The organism is Streptomyces sp. LHD-70 (assembly GCF_031157275.1).
Lineage (GTDB): Bacteria > Actinomycetota > Actinomycetes > Streptomycetales > Streptomycetaceae > Streptomyces.
On sequence record NZ_JAVIFW010000013.1, the window covers coordinates 108315 to 133907 of the forward strand.

A 25593-nucleotide genomic window follows, 5' to 3' on the forward strand; every position below is an offset into this window, starting at 1 on the left:
TGCTGTGCCACCGTCCGGGGCTCGGGAAACTGGGGGCTGCGCCCCCAGACCCCGTCGTCGGACGGACAGGACCGCTACTTCTTGCCGCCCTTGCCGCCGTCCTTGTCCTTGTCGCCGCCCGCGCCCATGGACTCGTAGATCTCCTTGCACATGGGGCACACCGGGTACTTCTTCGGGTCGCGGCCCGGGACCCAGACCTTGCCGCAGAGTGCGACGACGGGGGTGCCGTCGAGCGCGCTCGCCATGATCTTGTCCTTCTGGACGTAGTGGGCGTAGCGCTCGTGGTCGCCGTCGCCGTGCGACACCTGCGGTGTCGGCTCTACGAGGGTCCCCGTACCTGCCCCGCGCTCGGGCTCTTGAGTGCTCATAACTGCCAAGGGTACCCAGGCCTGAGGTCAGTTGAGCGACGGATCGTCCGGGTACGTGGCCACCATCGCGAGTTCGCTGCGCTGCCGTCGCAGGACCTCCCGCCACAGCCGCTCGGGCACCGGCGACGACACGTCCCCCGGCTCGGACTCCACGACGTACCACGCGCCGTCCGCCAGCTCGTCCTCCAGCTGGCCCGGGCCCCAGCCCGCGTACCCGGCGAAGATGCGCAGGGAGCCGAGGGCGGCGGCGAGGAGTTCCGGCGGGGTCTCCAGGTCGACCAGGCCGATCGCGCCGTGCACGCGGCGGAAGCCGAGCGGGTCCCTGCTGCCGGTGCGGGCCGTGGCACCGGCCGGGGTCTCCGCCTCGCCGGGGATCACGCCGACGCCGAGCGCGGAGTCGAGGGAGACCGGCCCGCCCTGGAAGACGACCCCGGGCTCACCGGCGATGCCGGCCCAGCCCTCCAGGATGTCGCCGACGCCGACGGGGGTGGGACGGTTCAGGACCACGCCGAGTGAGCCCTCGTCGTCGTGGTCGAGCACGAGCACGACGGCGCGGTCGAAATTCGGGTCCGCCAGGGCCGGTGTGGCGACGAGCAGCCGCCCTGTGAGCGAGGACACCTCGGTCATGGCAGACATGATCCCGCATCTTCGCCCTCGGTGGGGAGCGGGCGGCACTATGTGAGCCGTCGCAGCTCACAGCGCAGGGATGCACACCCCGCGCATAGGTCGCGCACATGTCGGGAGCGTCCGATTTCAGTGACCGTATGCGCAGGAAAAGGCACGGTTCGTGTTGTGGCGAAGTCATGACGTACGAGACCGCCCTTGGCCTTACGGGAAGGGGGTAGGAGCCCATTACCCTGTCTCTTCGGCCCCCTGCCCACCTCATCGGAACGCGAGATAGATGACCGTCAACGGCAATGACGACGTACTGCTTGTCCACGGCGGAACCCCGCTGGAGGGCGAGATCCGTGTCCGCGGCGCCAAGAACCTGGTGCCCAAGGCCATGGTCGCCGCGCTGCTCGGCAGCGGTCCGAGCCGCCTGCGCAATGTCCCGGACATCCGCGACGTGCGGGTCGTGCGCGGCCTGCTGCAGCTGCACGGTGTGACCGTGCGCCCCGGTGAGGAGCCGGGTGAGCTCGTCCTCGATCCCTCGCACGTGGAGTCCGCCAACGTCGCGGACATCGACGCGCACGCGGGTTCGTCCCGTATTCCGATCCTGCTGTGCGGCCCGCTCCTTCACCGCCTGGGCCACGCGTTCATCCCGGGGCTCGGCGGCTGCGACATCGGCGGCCGCCCGGTCGACTTCCACTTCGAGGTCCTTCGGCAGTTCGGCGCGACGATCGAGAAGCGGGACGACGGCCAGTACCTGACGGCCCCGCAGCGGCTGCGCGGCACGAAGATCCGGCTGCCGTACCCGTCGGTGGGCGCGACCGAGCAGGTGCTGCTCACCGCGGTCCTGGCGGAGGGTGTCACGGAGTTGTCCAACGCGGCCGTGGAGCCGGAGATCGAGGACCTCATCTGCGTGCTGCAGAAGATGGGCGCGATCATCGCCATGGACACCGACCGGACGATCCGGGTCACGGGTGTCGACAAGCTCGGCGGCTACAACCACCAGGCCCTGTCCGACCGTCTGGAGGCCGCGAGCTGGGCCTCGGCGGCCCTGGCGACCGAGGGCAACATCTACGTACGCGGCGCACAGCAGCGCACGATGATGACCTTCCTCAACACCTACCGCAAGGTCGGCGGCGCCTTCGAGATCGACGACGAGGGCATCCGCTTCTGGCACCCGGGCGGCCAGTTGAAGTCCATCGCCCTGGAGACGGACGTCCACCCCGGCTTCCAGACCGACTGGCAGCAGCCGCTCGTCGTCGCGCTCACGCAGGCCACCGGCCTGTCCATCGTCCACGAGACGGTGTACGAGTCGCGCCTCGGCTTCACGTCCGCGCTGAACCAGATGGGCGCGCACATCCAGCTGTACCGCGAGTGCCTCGGCGGCTCGGACTGCCGCTTCGGTCAGCGCAACTTCCTGCACTCCGCGGTGGTTTCGGGCCCGACGAAGCTGCAGGGTGCGGATCTGGTCATCCCTGACCTGCGGGGTGGCTTCTCGTACCTGATCGCCGCGCTGGCGGCCCAGGGGACGTCCCGGGTGCACGGGATCGACCTGATCAACCGGGGCTACGAGAACTTCATGGAGAAGTTGGTCGAGCTGGGCGCGAAGGTCGAGCTTCCGGGTGGGGCGCTGGTCTGATCGCTCCGACCGTACGTCGACGGAGCGGCACCCTGATCGTGGGTGCCGCTCCGTTGGCTTTCCCCTCCCCGCCCCTTCCCGAAGGCTGATAAATCAGCCCCTCCGGCGTTTGAGGAGCGGGGGTCCGGGGGCTGGCCCCCGTGGCTGTCCGCAGGACCTTCGGGAAGGGGCGGGTAGGGGAAAGAACAACTAGCCGACCGGCACCGCACGTTCGGCCACCAGCACCGGCTTGTCGTGGGGCGTCACCGTGCACGCGGAACCCGGCCCCAGCTCAGCCGCCTCCCAGCTGGGAACGTCCACCTTCACCACAAGCCCCGACGCAGTCGAAACGTGCAACCGGGTCGTCGCGCCGAGGAACGTCGCCACGCGGACCACCGCGTCCCCACCCGGCGTCACCCCGAACCCCTCCGGCCGGAGCAGCACATCCACCTCCGTACCGGCGCTGAAAGAACCACCGTGCACCGGCAGCCGCCGCCCGAACAGCTCGACCAGGCCGTCCGCGCCCACCACCCCCGGCACCCGGTTCATCGTGCCGACGAACTCCGCGACGAAGGGCGTGGCCGGGCGGTCGTACAACTCCGAGGGGGTCGCGCACTGTTCGAGGCGGCCGTCCTTCATGACGGCGACCCGGTCCGCCATGGACAGGGCCTCCTCCTGGTCGTGCGTGACGAAGACCGTGGTGATGCCGAGCTCCAGCTGGATGCGGCGGATCTCCTCCCGCAAGGAGAGCCGCACCTTCGCGTCCAACGCCGACAGCGGCTCGTCGAGGAGCAGGACGCGCGGCCGGATCGCCAGCGCCCGCGCGAGCGCGACGCGCTGCTGCTGGCCGCCGGAGAGCTGGTGCGGATAGTGCCCGCCGCGCCCGGGCAGGCCGACGAGGTCCAGCAACTCCCCGGCCCGCACGGACCGTTCACCGGACGAGACACCCCGTACCCGAAGCCCGTACGAGACGTTCTCGGCGGCCGTCATGTTCGGGAAGAGGGAGTACGACTGGAAGACCATGCCGATGTCCCGGCGGTTGGCGGGGACGGACGTGACGTCCTGGCCGTCCATCAACAGCTCGCCGGCGTCCGCCGACTCGAAGCCCGCGATGATGCGCAGAGCGGTCGTCTTGCCGCAGCCGGACGGGCCGAGCAGGGCGACGAGTTCACCGGGCGCGATGTCCAGGTCGAGGCCGTCCAGGGCCACGGTGGACCCGAACTCCCGGCGCAGTTGCTTGAGTTGCACGGGGACGGTCATGAGGTCGTCTTCCTTCGGCTCTGGGTCGTGACGGTACGGCCGCCGGCGAGGGCCGTGAGCAGGAGCAGCAGCCCCCAGGTGAAGAGCAGGCTCAGCATCGCGGCGGCGACCGAGAGTTGGGCCTCGCTGTCGCCGACGTTGACCATCCACACGGCGAACGGTTCGAAGCCGAGGACGGAGGCGACCGAGTACTCGCCGAGCACCATGGCGAGGCTGAGCACCGCGCCGCCCATGACGGCCTGGCGCAGGTTGGGCGCGATCACCTGGAGCAGGGTCTGGGTGCGGGAGGCGCCGAGGCTGCGGGCGGCCTCGACGAGGGTGCGCAGGTCGACGGCGCGCAGGCCCGCGTCGAGGGAGCGGTACAGGAACGGCAGGGACATCACCGTGTAGACGATGACGAGGATGAGGGGGAAGTCGCGGTCGATCAGGGCCTGGAAGGTCCCGTAGAAGGGCGTCGCGGCCAGGTCCTGCTGCCAGGAGAGGACCGTGGCTACGCCCGCGACCAGGGCGATCGGCGGGACGACCAGCGGCATCATGCAGAGGATCTCGACGACCCGGCGCAGCTTCGGCAGGCGCAGGGCGACGGCGACCGTGGTCGGCACCATGAGCAGCAGGCCGAGCGCCACGGTCGCGAGGCCGATGGAGACGGACCGCAGCAGACTCGTGGTGAGGCCCTCCGAGCCGAGGCCCTTGCTGTAGACGTCGAAGCTGATGCCGTCGGCGTCGGCGATCGTGAACCACAGCGAGGCCGCGACCGGTACGAGGAAGTAGAGCGCGGCGGTCCCGAGGACCGGTCCGCGCGAGGTCAGCCGAGCCATCGGGCACTCCTGCGCTGCAGCGGTATCTGTACGGCCATGACGAGCAGCGCGACCAGGACCATGTTGAGGCTCATCGCGAGCGCCAGGTTCTCCTGCCCGGCGAGCACGTTGCCGTTGAGGGCGTTGGCGATCTGAATGGTGATCAGCTGGACCGAACCGCCGACCAGGACGGCCGCCGTGGCGTGCGAGGCGAAGGCGGTGCCGAACATCAGGACCGCGCCGCCGAGCAGCGAGGGCGTGAGCACGGGGATGCCTACGTGCCGCCAGAACTGCCCGCGGGTCGCCCCGCAGGAGGCGGCGGCCTCACGCCACTGGACGCGGAGCCCGTCGAAGGCGGGGAGGACGGTGACGACCATCAGCGGCACCATGAAGTACAGGTACGCGAGGACGAGCCCGGTGAAGGTGTAGACGCTGAAGCCGGTGGACTCCAGGGAGAGCATCCGGGTCAGGGTGCCGGTCGTGCCGAGGGTGGCGATGAACGCGAACGCGAGCGGTGCGCCGGAGAAGTTGGCGAACACCCCGCAGGCCGCCACGACGGCCCGGCGCAGGGCGGGCTTCTGAGAGGCGACCAGGGCCTGGGCGACCACGGCGCCGACGACGGTCGCCAACAGGGCGGTGAGCAGCGAGAGCTGCACGCTTCCGGCGAGCCCCTCCGCGTACACCCCGGTCAGGGCGCCGGTGACGTTCTCGGTGGTGAACCGGGTGGCGCCCGTCGCCGGGTCGGTCGCCGTGAACGCGCCGTACGCCATGGTCCCGGCGGGCAGGCCGAAGCCGACGGCGAGGAACGCGAAGAACGGGACGACGGCGAGCCAGCGGGCCCGGCCCGGACGCGAGCGGCGTCGGGGGGCGGGCCGTTCCGCGCGTACGGCCGGCTTCCGGACCTCCTGGAGAACCTGTTCCGCCATGGTCACCCGACCGCCTTGGCCCAGCCCTGCACGACCTTCTCCTTGGCCGCGGCCTCCTGCTCGGGGGTGGCGGACTTCGGGGTGCCGGTGACCGAGGGGAGCTTCGCGTTGGCGGCCTTGTCGACGGTGCCGTCCTCGACCATGCGGTCGAGCAGCGCGGGCCGCGAGTAGCCCTTGAGCCAGATGTTCTGGCCCTCCTCGCTGTAGACGAACTCCAGCCAGAGGCGGGCGGCGGCGGGGTGCGGGGCGTACTTGTTGACGCCCTGGTTGTAGTACAGCGAGTACTGGCCGTCCTCGGGGACGACGACCTGCCAGTCGACACCCTTGGGCCGCAGCTTGTCGCCGTAGCCGAGGTTGAGGTAGTCCCAGTCGATGGAGATCGGGGTCTCGCCCTTCTGGATGGTGGCGAGGGTGGACTCGGCGGGGACGTAATTGCCCTTCTGCTTCAGCTTCTTGAAGAAGTCGAGGCCGGGTTGTACGTCGCCGAGCGAGCCCCCGTTGGCGAGGGACGCGGCGAAGACGGCGGAGAGCGCGGAGCTGGACTCGGTGGGGTTGCCGTTGAGGGCGACCTTGTTCTTGTACTCCGGCTTCAGCAGGTCCTTGAAGGTCTCCGGACACTTCTTGACGGCCTCGGCGTCGCAGCCGATGGAGATGTAGCCGCCGTAGTTGTCCGCGAAGGACCCGTCGGCCTCCTTCTGCTCCTTCGGCACCCCGTCCCAGCCCTCGACCTTGTACGGGGCGAGGAGCTGCTTGGTCTTGGCGTCCTGCATGTACGCGGTGCCGAGGTCCAGGGCGTCCACGGCGCGGGGCTGGCCCTTGCGCTTGGCGGCGGCGTTGAGGGCCTGCTGGCTGCTGCCGCCGGGGTTCTCGTTGTTGACCTCGATGCCGTACTTCTTCTCGAAGGCCTTGATCATCTCGCCGTAGTTCGCCCAGTCGGGCGCGAGGGCGTAGACGTTCAGCTCGCCCTCCTTCTTCGCGGCCGCGACCAGCTTGTCGAGGCCGCCGAGGTCGGCCGCCGAACGGGCCTTGCCCGCCTTGCTGTTCTGCGCGTCCGCGGTCGGCGCGGCACCGCAGCCGGTGGCCGCGACGGCGGTGACGAGTGCGCAGGCGGCGACGGTCACGGCGCGCCTCGCACCACGGGGACGGTATGCCTTCACGATGGGTACTCCTGGGTCTTTGGCATGCCACCTGTCTGGACAAGCCATCGTCAGTAAGCCGGACGAAGATAACCGCCAAGTGACCGCACGGTAAAGCTCTCAGTGAAGAAAAAGCGCAGGTCAAAAGCGTTATGAAGAGATGTGTTTACCTGGCCCGGGAGCGGTTATAAGCAGGGTCCCGCTCACCGACCCTGTGCACATCTGCGCACAGTTCGGGGGTGCGCGGAACCGACGCCGGATGACATGATCGAGTCCTCCCGCAAGCCCACCCGTCCGAGGAGACAAGTGACCCGACGGCACGAGGAAATCGCCGACGAGCTGCGCCGCGCCATCGCCGACGGCAGCTATCCGGTGGGCGCGGCCCTGCCCTCGGAGTCCGAACTCGCAAGCACCCACGGCGTATCGCGCGGCACCCTGCGCCAGGCCTTCGGCACGCTCCAGTCGGAGGGCCTGATCGGCTCCCGGCAGGGCGCCCGGCGCGTGGTGCTCGCGGCGACGCCCAGTCAGAGCTTCACCGAGCTGCGCAGCTTCGCCCAGTGGGCCCGCGCGGGCGGCCGCACCCCCGGCGGCCGGGTCCTGTCCAGCCGTCGCGCCCGCGCCACCGAGGCCGAGGCCGCCCAGCTCCAACTCGCCCCGGGCGACACGGTGTTGCACGTCCTGCGCGTCCGCACCCTGGACGGCGACCCGGCCCTCCTGGAGCGCACGGTGTACGCGGGCTGGACCGCCGAGGCCGTCGAAGCCCTGCCGGACGACTGCGAGTCGGTGACGCAGAGCCTGTACGACGCGGTCGGCCTGGTGATGTCGCACGGCGAGCACCATCTGGACGCGGTCCCCGCCGGCACGGTGGACGCCCGCGAGCTGTCGGTCCGCCGCGGCTCCCCGCTGCTGCGCGTCCGCCGCACCACGACCACCACCGAGGGCCGCCCGGTGGAGACCTCGGACGACCGCTACCGGCCCGGCACGGTCGTCTTCACCGTCCGCAACTCGGTGCAGACCAACCCCCTGGCCCGCACCTCCCCTGATCATTGAGGAACCCGCAGTTGACGAACCCCGCGCACACCTCGTCCCCCGCGTCCCCCGCGCTCACCCTGCCCCGCCCCGCCGCCCTGCTCTGCGACATGGACGGCACCCTCGTCGACACCGAGCACGCCTGGCTCGACGCGGTCGCGGAGTTCCTGCACGCGCAGGGCTCCCCGTCGAGCGGCCCGACCCTGGCCCCGTTCGCGGGCGCGGCGGTGGCCGACGCCGCCGACCATCTCGTACGGCAGGGGCTGACGGCCCTGACCGCCGCGGAGAGCGCGCGGATCCTGGACCGGGCGTTCACGTCCCGCGTCGCGGCGGGCGTGACCGTACAGCCCGGCGCGCTGCGGCTGCTCGACCGTGCGCGGGCGCTCGGCATCCCCACGGCCCTCGTGACCGCCTCGGAGCGGCACGTGGCGGACCTGGTCCTTGACACGCTCGGCCGGCACCGCTTCGACACCTCGGTCACCTCGGGCGAGACGGAGCGCGGCAAGCCGCACCCGGAGCCGTACCTGACGGCCGCGGCGGCGCTCGGCGTGGACCCGGCGGACTGCCTGGCCGTGGAGGACACCCCGACGGGCGCGACAGCCGCCCTGGCAGCGGGCTGCCGCCTCCTGGCGGTCCCTTCGGTCCCGGGCATCACCCCGGGGCCGCGTACGACGCTGGTGCGGACGCTGGACGAGGTGGCGCTGTAGCACCGACCCCACGGCAAGCAAAGAGGGCGGCACCCGGAACGTTCCGGGTGCCGCCCTCCGCGCTGACGTTGAGGCTTACTTGCCCTTCGCCGCTTCCTTCAGCTTCGAACCGGCCGAAACCTTCACGCTGTATCCGGCGGGGATGTTGATCGGCTCGCCGGTCTGCGGGTTGCGGGCGGTGCGAGCGGCACGGTGGGTGCGCTCGAAGGTCAGGAAGCCGGGGATGGTGACCTTCTCGTCGCCCTTGGCAACGATCTCGCCGACGGTCTCGGCGAACGCGGCCAGCACGGCGTCGGCGTCCTTGCGGGTCACCTCGGCGCGGTCGGCCAGCGCGGCCACCAGCTCACTGCGGTTCATGTTTGTACTCCCGTGTTCTTCTTGCCGTTGAGGCGTGCCACGCGGTCGAGCCGCATGTTCAGCACAGCGAAGCCGATGCTGCCAGGGTCCTTCGTGGGTCCCCGGACCCGGGTCCGTCAGTCGGACCCTCCCGCCTAGAGACGCATCCTGCCCCTAAAAATGGCGGGAAAGCCAATCCGGCACCCTTGGGAGTCACACGAAAAGCGCCACTTCGTCCAAAACGTGACGAAGTTCGCGACGGTCCGTCCAGCTCCAGGCGCCGGACCCCCAGGATTTCAGGGCGCGCCGCCCGCAACCCTAGAGGGCGGGGCGGCGGCGCGGGTTCCGCGACGCGCCGCCCCGACGACCGTGGGAACCGTCACATCAGGCGGTGGGAGCCCCTCCGGCGGCCTTGGCGGCGTTGCGCACCGCTCCGGCGACGGCACCGGCGACCTTGTCGTTGAAGACGCTCGGGATGATGTAGTTCGGGTTCAGCTCGTCCTCGGTGACGACGTCCGCGAGCGCGGTGGCCGCGGCCAGCATCATCTCGGTGTTCACGGTGCGCGACTGGGCGTCGAGCAGACCGCGGAACACGCCGGGGAAGACCAGGACGTTGTTGATCTGGTTCGGGAAGTCGGAGCGGCCCGTGGCCACAACTCCCGCCGTCTGACGGGCGATTGCGGGGTCGACCTCCGGGTCCGGGTTCGCGAGCGCGAACACGATCGCGTCGTCGGCCATCGCCGCGACGTCGTCCCCGCCGAGGACGTTCGGAGCCGAGACGCCGATGAACACGTCGGCGCCGACGACCGCCTGCTTGAGGGTGCCGGTGACACCCTCCGGGTTGGTGTTGTCCGCGATCCAGCGCAGCGGGGAGTCGACGGCGGCGTCCTTGAGGTCGTCGCGGTCGGCGTGCACGACGCCGTGGATGTCGGCCACCACGGCGTGCTTGACGCCGGCGGCGATCAGCAGCTTCAGGATGGCCGTACCGGCCGCACCGGCGCCGGACATGACCACGCGGACGTCACCGACGTTCTTGCCGACCACGCGCAGCGCGTTGGTCAGGGCGGCGAGCACCACGATGGCGGTGCCGTGCTGGTCGTCGTGGAAGACCGGGATGTCGAGGGCCTCGCGCAGGCGGGCCTCGATCTCGAAGCAGCGGGGCGCGGAGATGTCCTCGAGGTTGATGCCCGCGAAGCCGGGGGCGATGGCCTTGACGATCTCGACGATGGCGTCGGTGTCCTGGGTGTCCAGGCAGATCGGCCAGGCGTCGATGTCGGCGAAGCGCTTGAAGAGGGCCGCCTTGCCCTCCATCACCGGCATGGCGGCCATCGGCCCGATGTTGCCGAGGCCGAGCACGGCCGAGCCGTCCGTCACGACCGCGACGGTGTTGCGCTTGATGGTGAGGCGGCGCGCGTCCTCGGGGTTCTCGGCGATGGCCATGCACACCCGGGCCACACCCGGGGTGTAGACCATCGAGAGGTCGTCGCGGTTGCGAATGGGGTGCTTGGACGCCATCTCGATCTTGCCGCCGAGGTGCATCAGGAACGTACGGTCGGAGACCTTGCCGAGCGTGATGCCCTCGATGCCGCGCAGCTGCTCGACGATCTCGTCCGCGTGCGCGGTGGAGGTCGCGGCGATGGTGACGTCGATACGGAGCTTCTCGTGGCCGGAAGCCGTGACGTCGAGGCCGGTGACCGAGCCTCCGTGGGACTCGACGGCCGTGGTGAGCTGCGAAACGGCCGTACCGCTCGCAGGCACCTCGAGCCTGACCGTCATCGAGTAGGAGACGCTGGGCGCCGTTGCCATGCCGACTTCCTCTTTCACCTGTATTTCGCGTGCGTCATCCGATCGTCGCACCTACCGCTGGGTACGTGGTAGCCACCCCGGATTGAGAACGTTTTGTTCTCGCGCTCACCGAGACGGAGTCGGACGCTCACCGAATGGATTCGGAAAACATCTTCCACCATACGAGAAGTGGAGGATCGTGGGAAGAGTTTCCTTGAACGCTGGAGGAACCTCTAGGGAGAACACGAAGAGGCCCGCGCCACCGTGGGTGACGCGGGCCTCTCATGCGGTCCTGGGACCTGTCGTTCAAGTGACACCGACCCGCCATGCTCGCCTCGCGGCAAGTGGTCGCTCGTAGCGACGAAGGTTGGGCCCGGGGGCTTGGATCGGGCCGGTGCCACGTCCAAGGTAACAAAGGTTCCCCGTAAGGCAATTCCCGCGCGTCAGTCCCGCAGCAGGTCCGGTACCCCCGCCGCGTCCGGCTCGTCGCGCCGGCCCGAGACGACCGTGAGCTGCTGGGTCGCGCGGGTCAGGGCGACGTACAGCACGCGCAGGCCCGCCGGGGACTCGTCGGCGATCTCCGCCGGGGAGACCACCACCGTCGCGTCGTACTCCAGGCCCTTGGCCTCCAGGCTGCCGAGCGCCACCACGCGCTCTCCGAGCTCCGCGAGCCAGCGGGCCGCCTCGGCGCGACGGCGCATCGCCACCACCACGCCGATCGTGCCGTCGACCCGGTCGAGCAGCGCCTCGGCCTCCGCGCGGACGCTCGCGCCCAGGTCGCCGTCGGGCACCACCGCGAAGCGGGGCTCGACGCCCGTCGACCTGACCGCCTTCGGGGACGCGGTGCCGGGCATGGCGAGGGCGAGGACCTTCGCCGCGAGCTCGGCGATCTCCGACGGGTTGCGGTAGTTGACGGTGAGTTCGAAGCGGCGCCGCGGCCGGGTGCCGAGGGCCTCGTCGCGCGCGGCGGCGGCCTCGTCCGGGTCCGACCAGGAGGACTGGGCCGGGTCCCCGACGACCGTCCAGGTGGCGTGCCGGCCGCGGCGGCCCACCATCCGCCACTGCATCGGCGTCAGGTCCTGGGCCTCGTCGACGATGACGTGCGCGTACTCGACCCGCTCCTGGGCGAGGCGTTCGGCGCGTTCGCGCTGGGTCTCCTCGCGCTGCGGCATCAGCTCCTCCAGGCCGGTGAGCTGGTCGAGTGGGTCGAGCTCGCGCTTCTTCTTCGGGCGGGCCGGGGTGCCGAGCATCGTCTGCAGCTCGTCGAGGAGCGCCACGTCGTGCACGGACAGGCCCTCGCGGCGCAGCGAGCGGGCCAGGCGGCGGGTCTCGCCCGGGTTGAGGACGCGGCGTGACCAGCGGCCGAGGCGTCTCTCGTCGGCCATCGCGGCGAGCACCAGGCGCGGGGTCAACTCGGGCCACCAGGCGTCGAGGAAGGCCAGGAAGGTGTCCTCGGAGGCCACGTCCTCGTCGAAGGAGGAGCGCAGCTCGGCCGCCAGCTCCGGGTCGGAGTGCCGGTTCGCCGAGCCGGACTTCGCCCACAGCGCGTCCAGGAGCAGCTTGCGGGCGCGCGGGCGCAGGAGGTTCACGGGGGCGGTGCCGCCGAGGGTGGCCTCGCGGATCCGGGCCAGCTCGTCCGCCTCAAGCTCCAGACGGCGGCCGAACGCGACGACCCGGAGCAGAGTGGGCGCGTCCGGGCGTTCCAGGACGCCGCGGGCCGCCTTGCGCAGCACCTTCAGCATCCGCGAGGAGCCCTTGACGCGGGCCACCGGCGGCTCGTCGTACACCGTCGCCTCCGCACCGTCGACGAGCGAGCCGACCGCGCGGATCGCGACCTGCCCCTCCTCGCCGAGCGACGGGAGGACGCCCTCGGTGTACGCGACGAGCAGCGGCGTCGGCGAGACGATCAGGATGCCGCCCGCGTACCGCCGCCGGTCCTGGTAGAGCAGGTACGCGGCGCGGTGCAGGGCGACGGCGGTCTTGCCGGTGCCGGGGCCGCCCTCCACGTACGTCACGGAGGCGGCGGGGGCGCGGATGACCAGGTCCTGCTCGGCCTGGATGGAGGCCACGATGTCCCGCATGGAGTGCGAGCGGGCCTGGCCGAGCGCCGCCATCAGGGCGCCGTCGCCGAGGGCCGGGAGCTCCTCGCCGTCCAGGTGGGCGGTCAGCTCGGGGCGCATCAGGTCGTCCTCGACGCCGAGCACCTTGCGGCCCTTGGAGCGGATCACCCTTCTCCGGACCACCCGGCCGGGGTCGACCGGCGTGGAGCGGTAGAACGGCGCGGCGGCCGGGGCGCGCCAGTCGATGACCAGCGGCGAGAAGTCCGCGTCGAGGACACCGATCCGGCCGATGTGCAACGTCTCGGCGATGTCGGCCGTGTTGTCCGCGCGGATCGCGTCGTCGGCCGGCTCGATCGAGGTGTACGCGCCGTCCGGGCCCTTCTTGCCGTCCTTGCCGAGCAGCAGGTCGATCCGGCCGAAGAGGAAGTCCTCGAACTCGTTGTTGAGCCGGTTGAGGTGCACACCCGCGCGGAACACCTGCGCGTCCCGCTCGGCGAGGGCGCCCGGGGTGCCGACCTGGCCGCGCTGGGCGGCGTCGTGCATGAGGAACTCGGCCTCGTGGATCTTCTCTTCGAGGCGGCGGTAGACCCGGTCGAGATGTGCCTGCTCGGCACCGATCTCCCGGTCGCGTGTGCCTGACGGCAGAGTTCCGTTGTCGACGGCCACCGCGTTCCCCTTCTGCTGTACTGGGCAGCCGTCAACCGTACGCGAAGTTACGCCTCGACCTCCACCAGACGTCGTCCGTCGTGCGTGCGGACCTCGAAATGGTCGATGTCGGACGCGTCCATCGCCGCGCCGCCGTGCACGTACAGCGGGGAGCGGGCCTGGGCGTGCGGGCTGTCCGTGATGCCGTAGCCCCACTTCGGCACCGACCAGGACGTGACCGTCTCCTCCTCGCCGTTCCTGCCGACCGCGACGAGGGTGCACTTGAGGGGGCCCTTGACGTTCTTCAGCTCCAGGACCGTGTGTGTGCCCCAGGGCTTCTTCTCCGTGCCGACGGTCGCCGTGACGTCGGTGACCCGGTCGGTGGCCGCGACCTTCTCCGTCATGTGGTGGAAGAACGCGTCCTGCGCGGGGCTCGTCGAATGCGCCTCGGGACGGCGCGTCCCCGGGCTGTCGTCGCCGGTCACGGCGAGGGCGGCGAGCGGGGCGGTGACGATCAGGGCGGCCGCGGCGGCCAGCATCAGGCGGCCGCGCCTGCGGCGGCCGCCGCGCTCGCGGGCGGTCGCGGCGAGGAGTTCGCCGAGGCGGCGGTCGTCGGCCGCGCGGGGCGGTGCGGGCACGCCGTCCGCGGCGAGCACGGCGAGCATCGGCTCCATTCCGGCGAGCTCGCCCAACTCCCGTACGCAGTAAGCGCATTGGGCGAGATGTGCCTCGAAGGCCGCGGTCTGCCGCTCGTCCAGGACGCCGAGCGCGTACGCCCCCACCGACTCGTGCACGGACTCCCCCGGCCCGAACTCCTGCCCCCCGTACGCGTTCACGACGTCACCCCCCGCTCCTGCAGTGCCAGCTTCATCGAGCGCAGCGCGTAGAACACCCGCGAACGCACCGTTCCGGGTGGTATGCCGAGCGTCTGCGCGGCCTCGTTGACCGTACGGCCCTTGAAGTACGTCTCCACGAGGACCTCGCGGTGCGCGGGCGTCAGGTCGTCAAGCGCGTCGGAGAGCGTCATGAGCCACAGCGCCTTGTCGATCTCGTCCTCCGCGGGCATGACATCGAGGGGCGACGGGTCGACCTCCTGCGGCCGGGCCTGCCGGCTGCGGTGGCCGTCGATGACGATACGCCGGGCCACGGTCACCAGCCAGGGCCGTACGGAGCCGGAGGAGCGGTCGAGGCTGCCGGCGTTCTTCCACGCGCGGATGAGGGTCTCCTGCACGACGTCCTCGGCGCGCTGCCGGTCGCCCGCGACCAGCCGCAGGACGTAACTGAGCAGCGGACCCGCGTGCTCCCGGTAGAGCGCGCGCATCAACTCCTCGTCGACGCCCGCGGGTTCGTACCTGCGGTGGCGCGCCCGCGAGCGGGTGCGGTCGGCTGCCACGACGGAATCCTTGCGCACGCGCACCTCCGCTGTCCCCGTGTTCGTCGGGGTGACCGGTTCGCCGGTTCGCCGGTTCGCTCTGGAGGTACGTACGCGAGGCGCCGTGTGTTCAGCCGTGTTTTCAGTCGCGCGTTCAGCCGTGTGTTCAAAGAGATCTGGCGGTACTTCTGCGGCGGTGCCGGGCCACGCGGACACGGTTGCCGCAGACCTCGCTGGAGCACCAGCGGCGGCGCCGCCCGCGGGAGGTGTCGAGGTACAGCAACGGGCAGCCCTCCCCCTCGCACTGGCGCACCCGGGAGCGGGCCGCCGGGTCGGTGAGCAGGTCGACGGCGTCCCGCGCGACGGCCGCGAGCAGGGCCTCTCCGGCGGGGTCGGGGTGCAGGGCGCGGATGAGGTTTCCGGTGTCCGTCCGTACGACGCGCGGCACGGGCGGAGCGGCGGCGGCACGCGCGTTCAGGCGGGCGAGGGGCTCGGCGGCCTGTCCCCGGCTGAACAACTCCCCGATGTCCGACCGGAGTTGGCGAAGCGCGGTCACGCAGTCCGGGCCGACGGCGGCGAGCGGGGTGCCGCTGGGGGCGATCCCGGCACCGCGGATCCACGTACGGACGGCGTCCGGGCTGTCGAGGTGCTCGGTGGGGTGGGTGGTCGCGAGGAGGTCGAGGCAGATCCTGCCGAAGTCGAACCGCAGCTCGTCCATGGGGCGTCATTCTTCCCCTCCCCGCCCCTTCCCGAAAGACCTGCGGTCGGCCACGGGGCTCCGCCCCGGACCCCGTTCCTCAATCTCCCCCAGCTACCGCTGGGAGGTGCCCCCAGAGGGGCTCAATTTGAGCCCCTCCGACGATTGAAGAACGCCCCTACACGTCCGCGTACTTGGACTCCGCGGCCGGGTCGAGGGCCAAGCGATACCCCCGCTTGACGACCGTCTGGATCAGCTTCGGAGCGCCGAGTGCCGTGCGGAGCCGGGCCATCGCCGTCTCCACAGCGTGCTCGTCGCGCCCCGACCCCGGCAGCGCGCGCAGCAGTTCCGCGCGGCCCACGACCCAGCCCGGCCGCTGGGCCAGGGCGCGCAGGAGCGACATCCCGGCGGGCGGCACGGCACGCAGCTCGCCGTCGACGAGGACGGCGTGGCCGCGGATCTCCACGCGGTGTCCGGCCAGGTGCAACGTACGGACGCGGGAGGGGAGTTCGACGCAGAGCTGCTGCACCATCGGCCCGAGCCTGAAGCGCGTCGGCTGGACCGTGTCGATCCCCTGCGCCTCCAGCGGAAGGGCGGTGACCGGGCCGACGCAGACGGGCAGCACATCGTGGCGCAGGGCGGCCAGGAGCTGGTCGAGGCGGTCGAGTTCGCGGGCCCGGTCGAGGAGGGACGCGGCGGCCGGTGCGCTGGTGAAGGTCAGGGCGTCCACGCCGCGCGCGAGGGTGGCCTCGATCAGCCGGTCCACCGGGCCCAGGTCCTCCGGCGGCATCCAGCGGTAGACGGGCACACCGACGACCTCGGCGCCGCCGACCCGCAGCGACTCGACGAATCCGGGGAGGGGTTCGCCGTGCAGCTGGAGGGCGATACGGCGGCCCTCGACGCCCTCCTCGAGCAGCCGGTCCAGGACCTCCGCCATCGACTCGGAGCTCGGCGACCACTCCTCCGTGAGCCCGGCCGCGCGGATGGCTCCCTTCACCTTGGGGCCGCGGGCCAGGAGTTCGAGGCCGCGGAGCCGGTCGAGGAGCTCCTCGCCCATGCCCCAGCCCTCGGCTGCCTCGATCCAGCCGCGGAAGCCGATCGCGGTGGTGGCGATCACCACGTCGGGCGCCTGCTCGATGATCTGCCGGGTCGCGTCGAGCAGTTCGCTGTCGTCGGCGAGCGGCACGATCCGCAGGGCCGGTGCGTGCAGGACGGCCGCGCCGCGCCGGGTGAGCAGCGCGCCGAGCTCGTCGGCCCGCCGTGCGGCGGTCACGCCGATGGTGAAGCCTGCCAGAGGGCCGTGTTTCGCATGGTCAATCGGGTGCATGAGTGTCTCGTTCACTGAGGAGCATGAGTGTCTCGCCCCGCGCTCGCCTGGTGGTGGTCCCGTCTGTCCTAGGCAGGGCCTTGAGCTCCCCGAGCATGTCAACGGGCCGTGACGGGCTCGGATCGCTCCGATGTCGTACGTGTTACATCGCCACGTTCCATCGTAAGAAATCAGCCCCTCCGGCGTTTGAGGAGCGGGGGTCCGCGGGGCTCAGACCCGGGCGTAGCTGAGCGGGCGCTCGGCCCGCTCAGTGGCCTCGGACGCGACCGAGTCCGGCCGCTTCGGCGTGCCACGCCGCAGGTATACGGCCCAGGTGACCACGAAACAGACGGCGTAACAGACGAGGAACGCCACGAACGCGCCGGTGCCGGAGCCCGCCGTCTGGAAGGACTGCCGGAAGGCCATGTTGATGCCGAGCCCGCCGAGCGCCCCGACCGCGCCGATCAGTCCCATCGCGGCCCCGGAGAGCCGCCGCCCGTAGGCCGCCGCCTCCTCCTTGCTGAGGCCCTGCGCGAGCGCCTTGGCCTGGAAGATGCCGGGGATCATCTTGTACGTGGAGCCGTTGCCGAGCCCGGTCAGGACGAACAGGGCGATGAAGGCCGCGGTGAAGAGCGTCAGCGACTCCTGTACGGACGCGACGATGATCACGGCGGTGGCCGCACCCATGGCGACGAAGTTCCACAGCGTGATCCGGGCCCCGCCGAAGCGGTCGGCGAGCGAGCCGCCCACGGGCCGGATCAGGGAGCCGAGCAGCGGCCCGATGAACGTGATCGACGCTGCCTGCAGCGGCGTACGCCCGAACTGGGTCTGCAGCACGAGCCCGAAGGCGAAGCTGTAGCCGATGAACGAGCCGAACGTGCCGACGTACAGGAGCGCCATGATCCAGGTGTGCGGGTCCCGGACGGCCTCCTTGGCGGCGCCGGTGTCGTTCCGTACGGGCGCGAGGTTGTCCATGAACAGGAACGCGCAGACGGCGGAGACCGCGATCAGCGGGATGTAGATGCCGAGCAGCAGCCGCGGGCCGCCCGCCGCGCCGATCACCGCGAGGCCGACGAGCTGCACGACGGGCACGCCGATGTTGCCGCCGCCCGCGTTCAGGCCGAGCGCCCAGCCCTTCCTGCGCAGCGGGAAGAAGCCGTTGATGTTCGTCATGGACGAGGCGAAGTTGCCGCCGCCGACACCGGTGAGCAGGGCGCACACCATGAACGTCGAGTACGACGTGCCGGGCTCCATCACCAGGAACGCCGCGACGCTGGGGAACAGCAGCAGCGAGGCCGCGAAGACCGTCCAGTTACGGCCGCCGAAGCGGGCCACGGCGAAGGTGTACGGCACCCGCACCACGGCCCCTACCAGCGTCGCCATCGACACCAGGAAGAACTTTCCGGCCGGGTCGATGCCGTACTCCGGGCCCATGAACAGGACGAGTACGGACCACAGCGTCCAGATCGAGAAGCCGATGTGCTCGGAGAGGACCGAGAAGGCGAGGTTGCGGCGGGCGACGCGCTCGCCCGTCTGCTGCCAGAAGCCCTCGTCCTCGGGGTCCCACTGCTCGATCCAGCGGCCCCCCTTGCGCGGTGCTGCGGGGGTGGTCGGGGCTGTCATCACGCCTCCACTGATGGGTCGGGTCGTGGAAGCGACGCTAGGGACGGCGCATTTCAGCCCCGTGCCGTCAGGTGACCTTCGCGCAACCTTGCTCTCACCCGCACCTCAGCGCTGATGTGAGCCGCCTGTTCCCGGATGATCAGCTCTGGCGCGTCATGACCTGTTCATCCATGACCGGAATCCACGCATCCGCCGGGCGGCGCAGCCAGCCCCGCTCCGCCGAGGCCCGCGCACAGGCGGCGCGCAGGACATCGAGCCCGGGGTGCCGCAGGCCCTTGCGCCCTCTCTGTTCAGCGCTCCCGGCAACCGTGTGCCGTAGGGGCAGGCCCAGCGGTACGGTTCAGGAGGAGCACTTCACGAAGGAGTCCGAGTGAGCGCACAGCCAACCGAGGCCGCAACCGTGCCGATCCCTCTCCGCACTCTGGGGGACGTACGCGCCGCACTTGCCGCCGGTCTCGGCTTCCCTGGAGACGCCGAGCGCCTTGAGCGCGAACTGGCGGAGGCACTGAACAACGCCCCCATCACCGACCTCACCGCCGTCTCCCAGATCGTGGAGGCGTACGCAGGACGGCTGCAGCTCGCCACGGACCCGGCCCTCCGCGATGCGGTGACCACAGTCCCGCCCGAGCTGTACGACCTCCAGCCCGAGCGGCGCCGCCCGTGACCCAGATCATCGCCGTGATCGCCAACGACGCGCTGAAACGGCTCGAGTCACTGCCGACCGAGGTCGGCGAGGCCGTCGAACGACTCCGCGCATCACTGGAGGTCATGCCGAGGGCAGGACGCCAGGTGGGTGGCCCCCTCGACGAATACGGCACCGAGGTCTACACGATCCATCTGCCCGGCCCCTACCCCGAGCTGCCCGGCGGCGTCACGGTTGCCTATGCCTTCGCCCCGCATCCGCTACCGGCAGCCGTAGTGATCCGTGCAGTCGTACCGCGCCTCTTCGGCTGAGGGCGCGAACCTCGACGCGCACGGCTAATGACCCGTTCGGCACGTCTCGCGCACCGTCCGGCCGCTGCAAGGCCCTGACTCGACGTCGCTCGGCTGCGCCGGGATCCGCCACCACAGCGCGGACGTCGGCGTCCATAAAGCGCTGGACGCCCAACCCCCGCCCACCCGACGCTTACCGCATGCCCAACCCCTACTCCCGGCTCTTCGAGCTGCCCGGCACGCGTGCCTTTACCCTCGGGAACCTCGTCGCCCGTCTGCCCATGGGCATGTTCGGCGTCAGCGCCATCATCATGATCGCCGAGCGGTACGGCAGTTACGCCCTCGCCGGCGCCGTCACCGCCACCGGTCTCGCCGCGACCGCCGTCGTCGCCCCGTACACCGCGCGCCTCGTGGACCGGCACGGCCAGGCCCGGATCGCCCTGCCCGCCACGGCGGTCGCCGTGGTCGGCTCGCTGCTGCTCGCCCTGTGCGTGCACCTGGAGGCGCCCGCCTGGACCCTGTTCGCCGCGTACGTCCTGACCGCCACCACGCCCAACACCGGCGGCATGTCCCGCGCCCGCTGGCAGCACCTGTACGCGGGCGACCCGGCGCGCCTGCACACCGCCAACTCCTTCGAACAGGCCGCGGACGAGCTGTGCTTCATGCTCGGTCCTGTCGTCGCCGCGTTCCTGTGCACGGCCCTCCTTCCGGAGGCGGGCACCCTCACCGGCGCCGCCCTCCTGCTCACCGGGATCCTGCTCTTCACCGCCCAGCGCTCCACAGAACCGCCACCCCAAAGGGAGGTGACGAAAACCGCCTCCCCTCTGCACGCCCCCGGAATGCTCCCTCTAGTGGTGGTTTTCCTCGCCACAGGTGCGGTTTTCGGCTCCATGGAGGTCGTCACCGTCGCGTACGCAGACACGCAGGGGCACGCGTCCGCGGCAGGCCCGGTCCTGGCTCTGCAGGCGGCCGGTTCGTGTGCGGCGGGGCTGCTCTACGGCACCCGCGCTCCGGGCGGCCCGGCGCGGCGGCGGTTCCTGTTCTGCCTGACCGCGATGGCGGCCCTGATGACCCTTCCCCTGCTCGCCGCCGGGACCGGCTCCCTGCTACTGCTCGCCGGAGCGCTGCTCGTGGCCGGCATGGCGACGGCGCCCACCATGGTCACGGGCATGGGCCTCGTACAGGCCCACACCCCCGAGGGCCGGCTCAACGAGGGCATGACCCTCGCCGTGACCGGCCTGCTCGGGGGCATCGCCTGCGGCAGCGCGCTCGGCGGCCAGGCCGTCGAGCACGTGAGCGCACGGGCGGGCTACCTCGTTCCCGTCGCCGCCGCCGCCCTGGCCCTCGCCCTGTTCAGCACAGTGTCGGTTTACGCCAGGAGCACTCGACGTCGGAGCCCGCGGCAGTCCCCGCCCGCTGCGAGCCCGAAGGCTCCGGCCGCGTCAGAACCGTCTCCTTAGAGGTGGATTTCGCGAGCGTCACCACGATCGCGTCCTCGATGCTCTTCACGGACGGCGCCAGGTAGTTGTTGAGCACGATGCTGAACACCAGCTCCCGCCCGTCGGCGTCCTTCACGTACCCCGAGAGCCCCGACGCACCGGTCAACGACCCTGTCTTGGCGCGGGCGTTGAGCGCCGCCGGGGTGTCACACATCCGGGACCGCAGCGTGCCGCCCACGAACCGGTCCGGGTCGCAGGCCACCGGCAGCGAGTTCAGCCAGTCCGCGTACCAGGGCGCGTCCCGCACCCCAAGCAGCAGCTTCGCCAGCTGCTCGGCGGGGAAGTTGTTCATCCGCGAGAGCCCGGACCCGTCGACCTGCCGCAGCTTCCCCGGCTCCACGCCCTCCTTCTCCAGGAAGCCCTCGACCGCGTCGAGCCCCGAACTCCACGTCCCGCGACCGGACTTCTCGTAGCCCATCTCCTTGACGAGCGCCTCGGCGTGCATGTTGTTGGAGAGCTTCATGAACGGTACGAGGAGCTCCTTCAGCGGCATCGAACGGTGCGCGGCGATCTCCTTCGCGCCCTGCGGCGTGGCCCTGCCGAGCCGGGTGCCGCCCTCGACCCGTACGCCGTGCCGGGCCAGCGCGTCCCGGAACACGGCCGCCGCGTACCCGGTGGGCTCCCAGACCGCCACCCATTCCTTCACCGGGTCACCGCCGACGGGCAGATCGCCGCTGACGGTCACGGTGTTGGTGCCGTGCACACGCTGCACGCTCAGCGTGTTGGGCTCCCCCGCCGCGACCGTACGGGCCCGGTTCTCGATGTCGACGTACCGGGTGCGCGGCGTGAGCCCGATCCGCGGCCGCTGCCCGGCCTCGGCGCCCGGCTCGACCTCGACGATCACGGTCCCGGAGTCGTAGTCGGTGTCGGGGGCCACGGTCAGCGCGGAGATCTGCGCCGAGTAGTACGCGGACTCGTCGTCGGCCGCCCAGGAGCGGCCGAGCCGCTCGGCGTCGAAGCGGGTGTCGTCGGCGACGAGCCGCCCGGTCACCTTGCGGATCCCGGCCTTCGCGACATCCGCGGCGAGCCGGTCGTAGTCCTCGGCGAGCGTCGTCGGGTCGCCGCCGCCGCGCAGATACAGATCACCGGCGAGCGTCGAACCGTGCCGTCTGCCGTGCGCGAGAGCGTCGGTGCGGAAACGGTACTCCGGGCCGAGCAGCGCCGTCGCGGCAGCGGACGTGGGGAGTTTGGTGTTGGACGCGGGCATCAGCCGGCCGGCCGGCTGGTGGCTGTAGACGGTCTCGCCGGTCTCGGCGTCGGCGATCACGACACTTGCCGCGCCGCCCCGCATCCGCGGATCGCCGAGGATCGTGTCGATGGCCTCCGGGAGCCCGGAGCGCACCGCCGAGACATCCGCTCCGGCCGGTGCGCTCCAGGTCAAGGTGGCCGCAAGGCCGACGAGCGCGGGCCAAACAGCGGCGCGCGCAAGGAAGTTGGCCCTCACGGGTCTGCCCTCAGGTCTGCTCTCAGATCTGCTCATGCCACGGCAGGATCCCGGAAACCGGCCCCCGGCGACAGACGCCCCGCACGACCGTCCGCCGGGGGCCTGCTTTCAGCCGAGCTTTCAGCCGAGCCCCCACGCCTTCCCCATCCGGTACGCCGCGCACAGGTCCACGTCCAGGAGGTACGCCCCCGCGGTCCCGCACTGCCCGTCCGCGCTGCCGGGATCGACGGGCTGCCCGTGCCCCATGCCCGTGATGCTGTACGTCTCCACGACACCGCTGCCGTCCGGCCCGTGGAACACCTGGTGCGGGTAGCCGCCCACGGTGTCGCTGACGTCGGCGGTCCGGTCGGCGCCGTGCACATCGGTCCACTGCTCGACGAGATCCGTCATGTTGACCGGCTTCACGGTGGTGTCGGTGCTGCCGTGCAGCACGGTGAGCCGCGGCCACGGCCCCGTGTACCCGGGCCGCGCGGCCCGCACCCGGTCACCCCACTGCTGCGGCGTCTGCGTCGCCCCGGTGTACATGCACACGTACGGCGACCCGGCGGCCTGCGCGCAGCCGTACGGCAGCCCGGCGACGACCCCGCCCGCGCGGAACTTCTCGGGGTACGCGGCCATCATCACGGAGGTCATCGCGCCGCCCGCGGAGAGGCCGGTGACGTGCACGCGGGCCGCGTCCCCCGCGGTGTCGGCGAGCTGCCGGTCCACCATCTGCGCGATCGACGCGGCCTCCCCCTGCCCGCGCGAAGTGTCGCCGTTCTGGAACCAGTTGAAGCACCGGCTCGCGTTGTTGACGCTCTGCTGTTCCGGTACGACGAGGGAGAAACCCCACCGGTCGGCGAGCTCGGTCCAGCCGCTGCCGGGGCCGTACCCGGCGGCGTTCTGTGTACAGCCGTGCAGCAAAACGACGACGGGGCGCCCGGCGGGCAGCCCTTCGGGCGCGTACCGGTACATCTTCAGGGCCCCGGGGTTGGAGCCGAAGCCGGTGACCTGCTCCAGGCTCGCGGCTGCTTGGGCTCGCGGCACGAAGAGGAGCAGGGAACAGAGGGCGGTGATCGCGGTCAGGACGGCGAGTAGTGCGGCTCTGGTCGATGTCATGCGGGGGAAGGTAGGAGCGGCGAGGGAGGCCCGATATGGGTTCGGGACCTATAGAAGCTCCCCTTCAATATGGGATCCGAACACATGAAAAGGCCCCCGATGCATGAGCATCAGGGGCCTTCCCATACATGGGAATTGTGGAGATGGCGGGAATCGAACCCGCGTCCAACGGTGTGGAATCAGGGCTTCTCCGTGTGCAGTTCGCTGCGATTTTCTCAGCCCCGGTGATCACGCGAACAAGTCTCCGACGGGCTCAGCCACTGTTTGATTTCCCTTCACACCCCGTGACCGGGTGTGAAGGTTTAGTTCCCTAGATTATGCCAGGATCCGGGTCGGGAACTTCCCCGGGCTGACACCCATTAAGGGTCCTTCACTCACCGCCTATCAGGCAGCGAGGGCGAAGGACTGGGAATCGCGCTTGGTGTTGGCGATTATTGGTTGCGACATATGGTTAACGAGATCATTGCCGCTTCCTCGACACGCTTCCCCTGCTTCGACATCCGCTGTCGAAACCGATCATCCCCATGTTGATTTTTCAAGGTGGGCCCAGAGCGGACCCGGTGCCCCGTCACCTGCGGAGCGTGCTCCATCGTACAGACAGAACGCGCGACGGTGCCAGCTAATTCCCGGCACCCCGAGGAACCCCTCAGGCGCGCTGCTTCCGCCGGACCGCCGACATCGCCCGGTCCGCCTCGCGGCGGTCCTGCTTCTCGCGCAGCGTCTGCCGCTTGTCGTACTCCTTCTTGCCCTTCGCGAGCGCGATCTCGACCTTGGCCCGGCCGCCCTTGAAGTACAGGGCGAGCGGCACGATCGTGTGGCCGGTCTCCTGGGACTTGGACTCCAGCTTGTCGATCTCCACCCGGTGCAGCAGCAGCTTGCGCTTGCGGCGCGCGGCGTGGTTGGTCCAGGTGCCCTGCGCGTACTCGGGCACGTGCACGTTGTGCAGCCAGGCCTCGTGGCCGTCGATCTGCACGAAGCCGTCCGCCAGGGAGGCCCTGCCCTGGCGCAGCGACTTGACCTCGGTGCCGGTCAGGACGACGCCGCACTCGTAGGTGTCGATGATGAGGTAGTCGTGACGGGCCTTCTTGTTCTGGGCGATGATCTTCCGCCCGTCACCTTTGTCCTTGTCTTTTTTCTTCGCAGCCATAGTGCGGCCATTTTCGCACTACGAGGGGGTGCCGAGGCCACTCAATACTGTGCGGGCCCGGGCCTCCGCGCCCTCGTCCACGTCCACGTCCGGGGTGATGCCGCGGCCGTCGACCCTGCGGCCCGACGGCGTGCGGTAGTGGCCGACGGTGAGCTCGGCGACGGAACCGCCGGGCAGCCGGCTCGGCATCTGCACCGAGCCCTTGCCGAAGGTCCGCGTGCCCAGGACGACCGCCCGGCCGCGGTCCTGCAGCGCTCCGGCGAGCAGTTCGGCCGCGCTCATCGTGCCGCCGTCGACGAGCGCGACCAGGGGTCTGCCCGTGTCGCCGCCCCCGCGTGCGTGCAGGGCGCGCTGCTCACCTCGTACGTCGTACGTCGCGACCAGGCCGCCGTCGAGGAACGCGGACGCAGCGGTCACGGCCTCCGCGACCAGGCCGCCGGAGTTGCCGCGCAGGTCGAGGACGATGCCGGTGCCGTGCGGGGCGGTGCGGACCGCTTCGCGGACGCGTTCGCCGGTGCCCTTGGTGAAGGAGGAGACCTTGATCCACAGAGTGCCGTCGGCCCGCTGCTCCACGATGACGGTGGGGGTCTCCAGGCGGGCCCTGCGCAGGCTCTCGGTCCAGGCGTGCGAGCCGCGCTGCAGGCCGAGCTCCACCTCGGTGCCCGCCTCGTCCCGGCTGCCGCGCAGCTGGTCGACGACGTCACGGACCGGGCGGCCCGCTATCGGGCGGCCGTCGATGGAGCGGAGCCGGTCGCCGCTGCGGATGCCGGCGCGCTCGGCGGGGCCGCCGCGCTGCACCCGGTCGACCTCGATCCGGCCGTTCTCGGCCCGCCGGGTCCACAGCCCCACTCCCGTGTACGCGCCGTTCAGCTCCTCGGCGAACGCGCGGTACTCGGCCGGGTCGTACACCGTGCCCCAGCGGTCGCCGCTGCGGCTGACCTCTTCCTCGGCGGCCTCGGCGGGGGACTTGCCGTCGGCCATGGCCTCGGCGGCGGCGTCGCGGACGCGTTCTCTGTGGGAGGTGGAGGCGGTCGAACGGGCCGACGGGTCCGGCTCGTTGTGATCGAGACCGCTGAAGGAGCCCGTCGCGGCGCCGGTGGCGAGCACTCCCGCGAAGACCAATGTCAGGGCAGCCCCGCGGCGGACGCTGCGGGGCCGGGAACACTGATCGAGGCCCGACATGTCGGTGAGTCTAGGA

Annotated in this window: 24 protein-coding genes and 1 other RNA gene; 6 read left to right on the forward strand and 19 right to left on the reverse strand. The window is 70.9% G+C overall.

Features of this window, described 5'->3' with window-relative positions:
* Window positions 1-74: 74 nt before the first annotated feature.
* Together RCO28_RS25185 and RCO28_RS25190 are read right to left on the reverse strand one after the other, a co-directional pair.
* A complete protein-coding gene (locus RCO28_RS25185) occupies window positions 75-368 on the reverse strand; it encodes a DUF3039 domain-containing protein (RefSeq protein ID WP_308943545.1) in 294 nt (97 codons plus the stop codon).
* Between the two features lie 27 nt (window positions 369-395).
* Window positions 396-995, reverse strand: coding sequence for a YqgE/AlgH family protein (locus RCO28_RS25190; protein ID WP_308943628.1), 600 nt, complete (start codon window positions 993-995; stop codon window positions 396-398).
* Window positions 996-1269: 274 nt separating this feature from the next.
* Between RCO28_RS25190 and murA the strand changes: the two genes are divergently transcribed.
* Window positions 1270-2616 carry a UDP-N-acetylglucosamine 1-carboxyvinyltransferase gene (murA, locus tag RCO28_RS25195; RefSeq protein WP_308943546.1) on the forward strand — a complete coding sequence of 449 codons (1347 nt, stop codon included), beginning with the start codon at window positions 1270-1272 and terminating at the stop codon, window positions 2614-2616.
* A 189-nt stretch (window positions 2617-2805) separates the two neighbouring features.
* Here murA and RCO28_RS25200 read toward each other — a convergent pair whose 3' ends face one another.
* The 4 genes from RCO28_RS25200 to RCO28_RS25215 are packed head-to-tail and all read right to left on the reverse strand — an operon-like array spanning window position 2806 to window position 6735.
* The gene (locus RCO28_RS25200) at window positions 2806-3855 is read right to left on the reverse strand and encodes an ABC transporter ATP-binding protein (RefSeq protein ID WP_308943547.1); all 1050 of its coding nucleotides are present in this window, start codon (window positions 3853-3855) and stop codon (window positions 2806-2808) included.
* Window positions 3852-4673 carry an ABC transporter permease subunit gene (locus tag RCO28_RS25205; RefSeq protein WP_308943548.1) on the reverse strand — a complete coding sequence of 274 codons (822 nt, stop codon included), beginning with the start codon at window positions 4671-4673 and terminating at the stop codon, window positions 3852-3854. Before RCO28_RS25205 ends, RCO28_RS25200 begins: the two co-directional genes overlap by 4 nt.
* A complete protein-coding gene (locus RCO28_RS25210; protein ID WP_308943549.1) occupies window positions 4661-5578 on the reverse strand; it encodes an ABC transporter permease subunit in 918 nt (305 codons plus the stop codon). Before RCO28_RS25210 ends, RCO28_RS25205 begins: the two co-directional genes overlap by 13 nt.
* 2 nt (window positions 5579-5580) lie before the next feature.
* Window positions 5581-6735, reverse strand: a complete 1155-nt coding sequence (locus RCO28_RS25215; protein ID WP_308943550.1) for an extracellular solute-binding protein — start codon at window positions 6733-6735, stop codon at window positions 5581-5583.
* A 285-nt stretch (window positions 6736-7020) separates the two neighbouring features.
* Between RCO28_RS25215 and RCO28_RS25220 the strand changes: the two genes are divergently transcribed.
* Together RCO28_RS25220 and RCO28_RS25225 are read left to right on the forward strand one after the other, a co-directional pair.
* Window positions 7021-7764 (forward strand): GntR family transcriptional regulator, encoded by a 744-nt coding sequence (locus RCO28_RS25220; RefSeq protein ID WP_308943551.1) that lies wholly within the window; start codon window positions 7021-7023, stop codon window positions 7762-7764.
* Between the two features lie 11 nt (window positions 7765-7775).
* The gene (locus RCO28_RS25225) at window positions 7776-8450 is read left to right on the forward strand and encodes an HAD family phosphatase (protein WP_308943552.1); all 675 of its coding nucleotides are present in this window, start codon (window positions 7776-7778) and stop codon (window positions 8448-8450) included.
* A 75-nt stretch (window positions 8451-8525) separates the two neighbouring features.
* Here RCO28_RS25225 and RCO28_RS25230 read toward each other — a convergent pair whose 3' ends face one another.
* The 8 genes from RCO28_RS25230 to RCO28_RS25265 all read right to left on the reverse strand — a co-directional run bounded on the left by RCO28_RS25230 (window position 8526) and on the right by RCO28_RS25265 (window position 18274).
* Window positions 8526-8807 (reverse strand): HU family DNA-binding protein, encoded by a 282-nt coding sequence (locus tag RCO28_RS25230; protein ID WP_016645140.1) that lies wholly within the window; start codon window positions 8805-8807, stop codon window positions 8526-8528.
* Between the two features lie 363 nt (window positions 8808-9170).
* Window positions 9171-10592, reverse strand: coding sequence for an NAD-dependent malic enzyme (locus RCO28_RS25235; protein ID WP_308943553.1), 1422 nt, complete (start codon window positions 10590-10592; stop codon window positions 9171-9173).
* A gap of 422 nt (window positions 10593-11014) precedes the next feature.
* Complete coding sequence (locus RCO28_RS25240) at window positions 11015-13297, reverse strand: UvrD-helicase domain-containing protein (protein WP_308943554.1); 2283 nt, start codon at window positions 13295-13297, stop codon at window positions 11015-11017.
* A 47-nt stretch (window positions 13298-13344) separates the two neighbouring features.
* On the reverse strand, window positions 13345-14112 hold the full coding sequence (locus RCO28_RS25245; RefSeq protein ID WP_308943555.1) for a zf-HC2 domain-containing protein: 768 nt from the start codon (window positions 14110-14112) through the stop codon (window positions 13345-13347).
* On the reverse strand, window positions 14109-14693 hold the full coding sequence (locus RCO28_RS25250) for a sigma-70 family RNA polymerase sigma factor (RefSeq protein WP_308943556.1): 585 nt from the start codon (window positions 14691-14693) through the stop codon (window positions 14109-14111). Before RCO28_RS25250 ends, RCO28_RS25245 begins: the two co-directional genes overlap by 4 nt.
* A 121-nt stretch (window positions 14694-14814) precedes the next feature.
* Window positions 14815-15366 carry an ABATE domain-containing protein gene (locus RCO28_RS25255; protein ID WP_308943557.1) on the reverse strand — a complete coding sequence of 184 codons (552 nt, stop codon included), beginning with the start codon at window positions 15364-15366 and terminating at the stop codon, window positions 14815-14817.
* Between the two features lie 157 nt (window positions 15367-15523).
* On the reverse strand, window positions 15524-16672 hold the full coding sequence (locus tag RCO28_RS25260; protein WP_308943558.1) for a uroporphyrinogen-III synthase: 1149 nt from the start codon (window positions 16670-16672) through the stop codon (window positions 15524-15526).
* Window positions 16673-16882: 210 nt separating this feature from the next.
* Complete coding sequence (locus RCO28_RS25265; RefSeq protein WP_308943559.1) at window positions 16883-18274, reverse strand: nitrate/nitrite transporter; 1392 nt, start codon at window positions 18272-18274, stop codon at window positions 16883-16885.
* Window positions 18275-18644: 370 nt separating this feature from the next.
* Between RCO28_RS25265 and RCO28_RS25270 the strand changes: the two genes are divergently transcribed.
* The 3 genes from RCO28_RS25270 (at window position 18645) to RCO28_RS25280 (ending at window position 20667) form a co-directional block, all read left to right on the forward strand.
* Complete coding sequence (locus tag RCO28_RS25270; RefSeq protein ID WP_308943560.1) at window positions 18645-18938, forward strand: hypothetical protein; 294 nt, start codon at window positions 18645-18647, stop codon at window positions 18936-18938.
* Window positions 18935-19228 carry a hypothetical protein gene (locus tag RCO28_RS25275; protein WP_308943561.1) on the forward strand — a complete coding sequence of 98 codons (294 nt, stop codon included), beginning with the start codon at window positions 18935-18937 and terminating at the stop codon, window positions 19226-19228. Before RCO28_RS25270 ends, RCO28_RS25275 begins: the two co-directional genes overlap by 4 nt.
* A gap of 179 nt (window positions 19229-19407) precedes the next feature.
* Window positions 19408-20667, forward strand: coding sequence for an MFS transporter (locus tag RCO28_RS25280; protein ID WP_308943562.1), 1260 nt, complete (start codon window positions 19408-19410; stop codon window positions 20665-20667).
* On the opposite strand, the gene dacB is transcribed toward RCO28_RS25280, so the two are convergent.
* From dacB to RCO28_RS25305, 5 genes are all read right to left on the reverse strand, one after another.
* Window positions 20561-22186 (reverse strand): D-alanyl-D-alanine carboxypeptidase/D-alanyl-D-alanine-endopeptidase, encoded by a 1626-nt coding sequence (gene dacB, locus RCO28_RS25285; protein WP_308943563.1) that lies wholly within the window; start codon window positions 22184-22186, stop codon window positions 20561-20563. The two genes, RCO28_RS25280 and dacB, sit on opposite strands and share 107 nt — an antisense overlap.
* An 84-nt stretch (window positions 22187-22270) precedes the next feature.
* Entirely contained in the window at window positions 22271-23248 is a 978-nt protein-coding gene (locus RCO28_RS25290) for a PHB depolymerase family esterase (protein ID WP_308943564.1), read from the reverse strand.
* Window positions 23249-23383: 135 nt separating this feature from the next.
* Window positions 23384-23772, reverse strand: a transfer-messenger RNA (tmRNA) gene (gene ssrA / locus RCO28_RS25295).
* Window positions 23773-23894: 122 nt separating this feature from the next.
* Complete coding sequence (gene smpB / locus RCO28_RS25300; protein ID WP_308943565.1) at window positions 23895-24395, reverse strand: SsrA-binding protein SmpB; 501 nt, start codon at window positions 24393-24395, stop codon at window positions 23895-23897.
* Window positions 24396-24413: 18 nt separating this feature from the next.
* Window positions 24414-25577, reverse strand: coding sequence for a S41 family peptidase (locus tag RCO28_RS25305; RefSeq protein WP_308943566.1), 1164 nt, complete (start codon window positions 25575-25577; stop codon window positions 24414-24416).
* Between the last annotated feature and the right edge of the window lie 16 nt (window positions 25578-25593).

What these genes read in the sequence shown, in the direction of transcription:
- RCO28_RS25280 (WP_308943562.1), top strand. Translation starts at nt 19,408, where the DNA reads ATGCCCAACCCCTACTCCCGGCTCTTCGAGCTGCCCGGCACGCGTGCC.
- RCO28_RS25185 (WP_308943545.1), bottom strand. Translation starts at nt 368, where the DNA reads ATGAGCACTCAAGAGCCCGAGCGCGGGGCAGGTACGGGGACCCTCGTA.
- RCO28_RS25190 (WP_308943628.1), bottom strand. Translation starts at nt 995, where the DNA reads ATGACCGAGGTGTCCTCGCTCACAGGGCGGCTGCTCGTCGCCACACCG.
- RCO28_RS25205 (WP_308943548.1), bottom strand. Translation starts at nt 4,673, where the DNA reads ATGGCTCGGCTGACCTCGCGCGGACCGGTCCTCGGGACCGCCGCGCTC.
- RCO28_RS25210 (WP_308943549.1), bottom strand. Translation starts at nt 5,578, where the DNA reads ATGGCGGAACAGGTTCTCCAGGAGGTCCGGAAGCCGGCCGTACGCGCG.
- RCO28_RS25265 (WP_308943559.1), bottom strand. Translation starts at nt 18,274, where the DNA reads ATGACAGCCCCGACCACCCCCGCAGCACCGCGCAAGGGGGGCCGCTGG.
- RCO28_RS25200 (WP_308943547.1), bottom strand. Translation starts at nt 3,855, where the DNA reads ATGACCGTCCCCGTGCAACTCAAGCAACTGCGCCGGGAGTTCGGGTCC.
- RCO28_RS25230 (WP_016645140.1), bottom strand. Translation starts at nt 8,807, where the DNA reads ATGAACCGCAGTGAGCTGGTGGCCGCGCTGGCCGACCGCGCCGAGGTG.
- RCO28_RS25290 (WP_308943564.1), bottom strand. Translation starts at nt 23,248, where the DNA reads ATGACATCGACCAGAGCCGCACTACTCGCCGTCCTGACCGCGATCACC.
- dacB (WP_308943563.1), bottom strand. Translation starts at nt 22,186, where the DNA reads ATGAGCAGATCTGAGAGCAGACCTGAGGGCAGACCCGTGAGGGCCAAC.
- murA (WP_308943546.1), top strand. Translation starts at nt 1,270, where the DNA reads ATGACCGTCAACGGCAATGACGACGTACTGCTTGTCCACGGCGGAACC.
- RCO28_RS25255 (WP_308943557.1), bottom strand. Translation starts at nt 15,366, where the DNA reads ATGGACGAGCTGCGGTTCGACTTCGGCAGGATCTGCCTCGACCTCCTC.
- RCO28_RS25305 (WP_308943566.1), bottom strand. Translation starts at nt 25,577, where the DNA reads ATGTCGGGCCTCGATCAGTGTTCCCGGCCCCGCAGCGTCCGCCGCGGG.
- smpB (WP_308943565.1), bottom strand. Translation starts at nt 24,395, where the DNA reads ATGGCTGCGAAGAAAAAAGACAAGGACAAAGGTGACGGGCGGAAGATC.
- RCO28_RS25260 (WP_308943558.1), bottom strand. Translation starts at nt 16,672, where the DNA reads ATGCACCCGATTGACCATGCGAAACACGGCCCTCTGGCAGGCTTCACC.
- RCO28_RS25235 (WP_308943553.1), bottom strand. Translation starts at nt 10,592, where the DNA reads ATGGCAACGGCGCCCAGCGTCTCCTACTCGATGACGGTCAGGCTCGAG.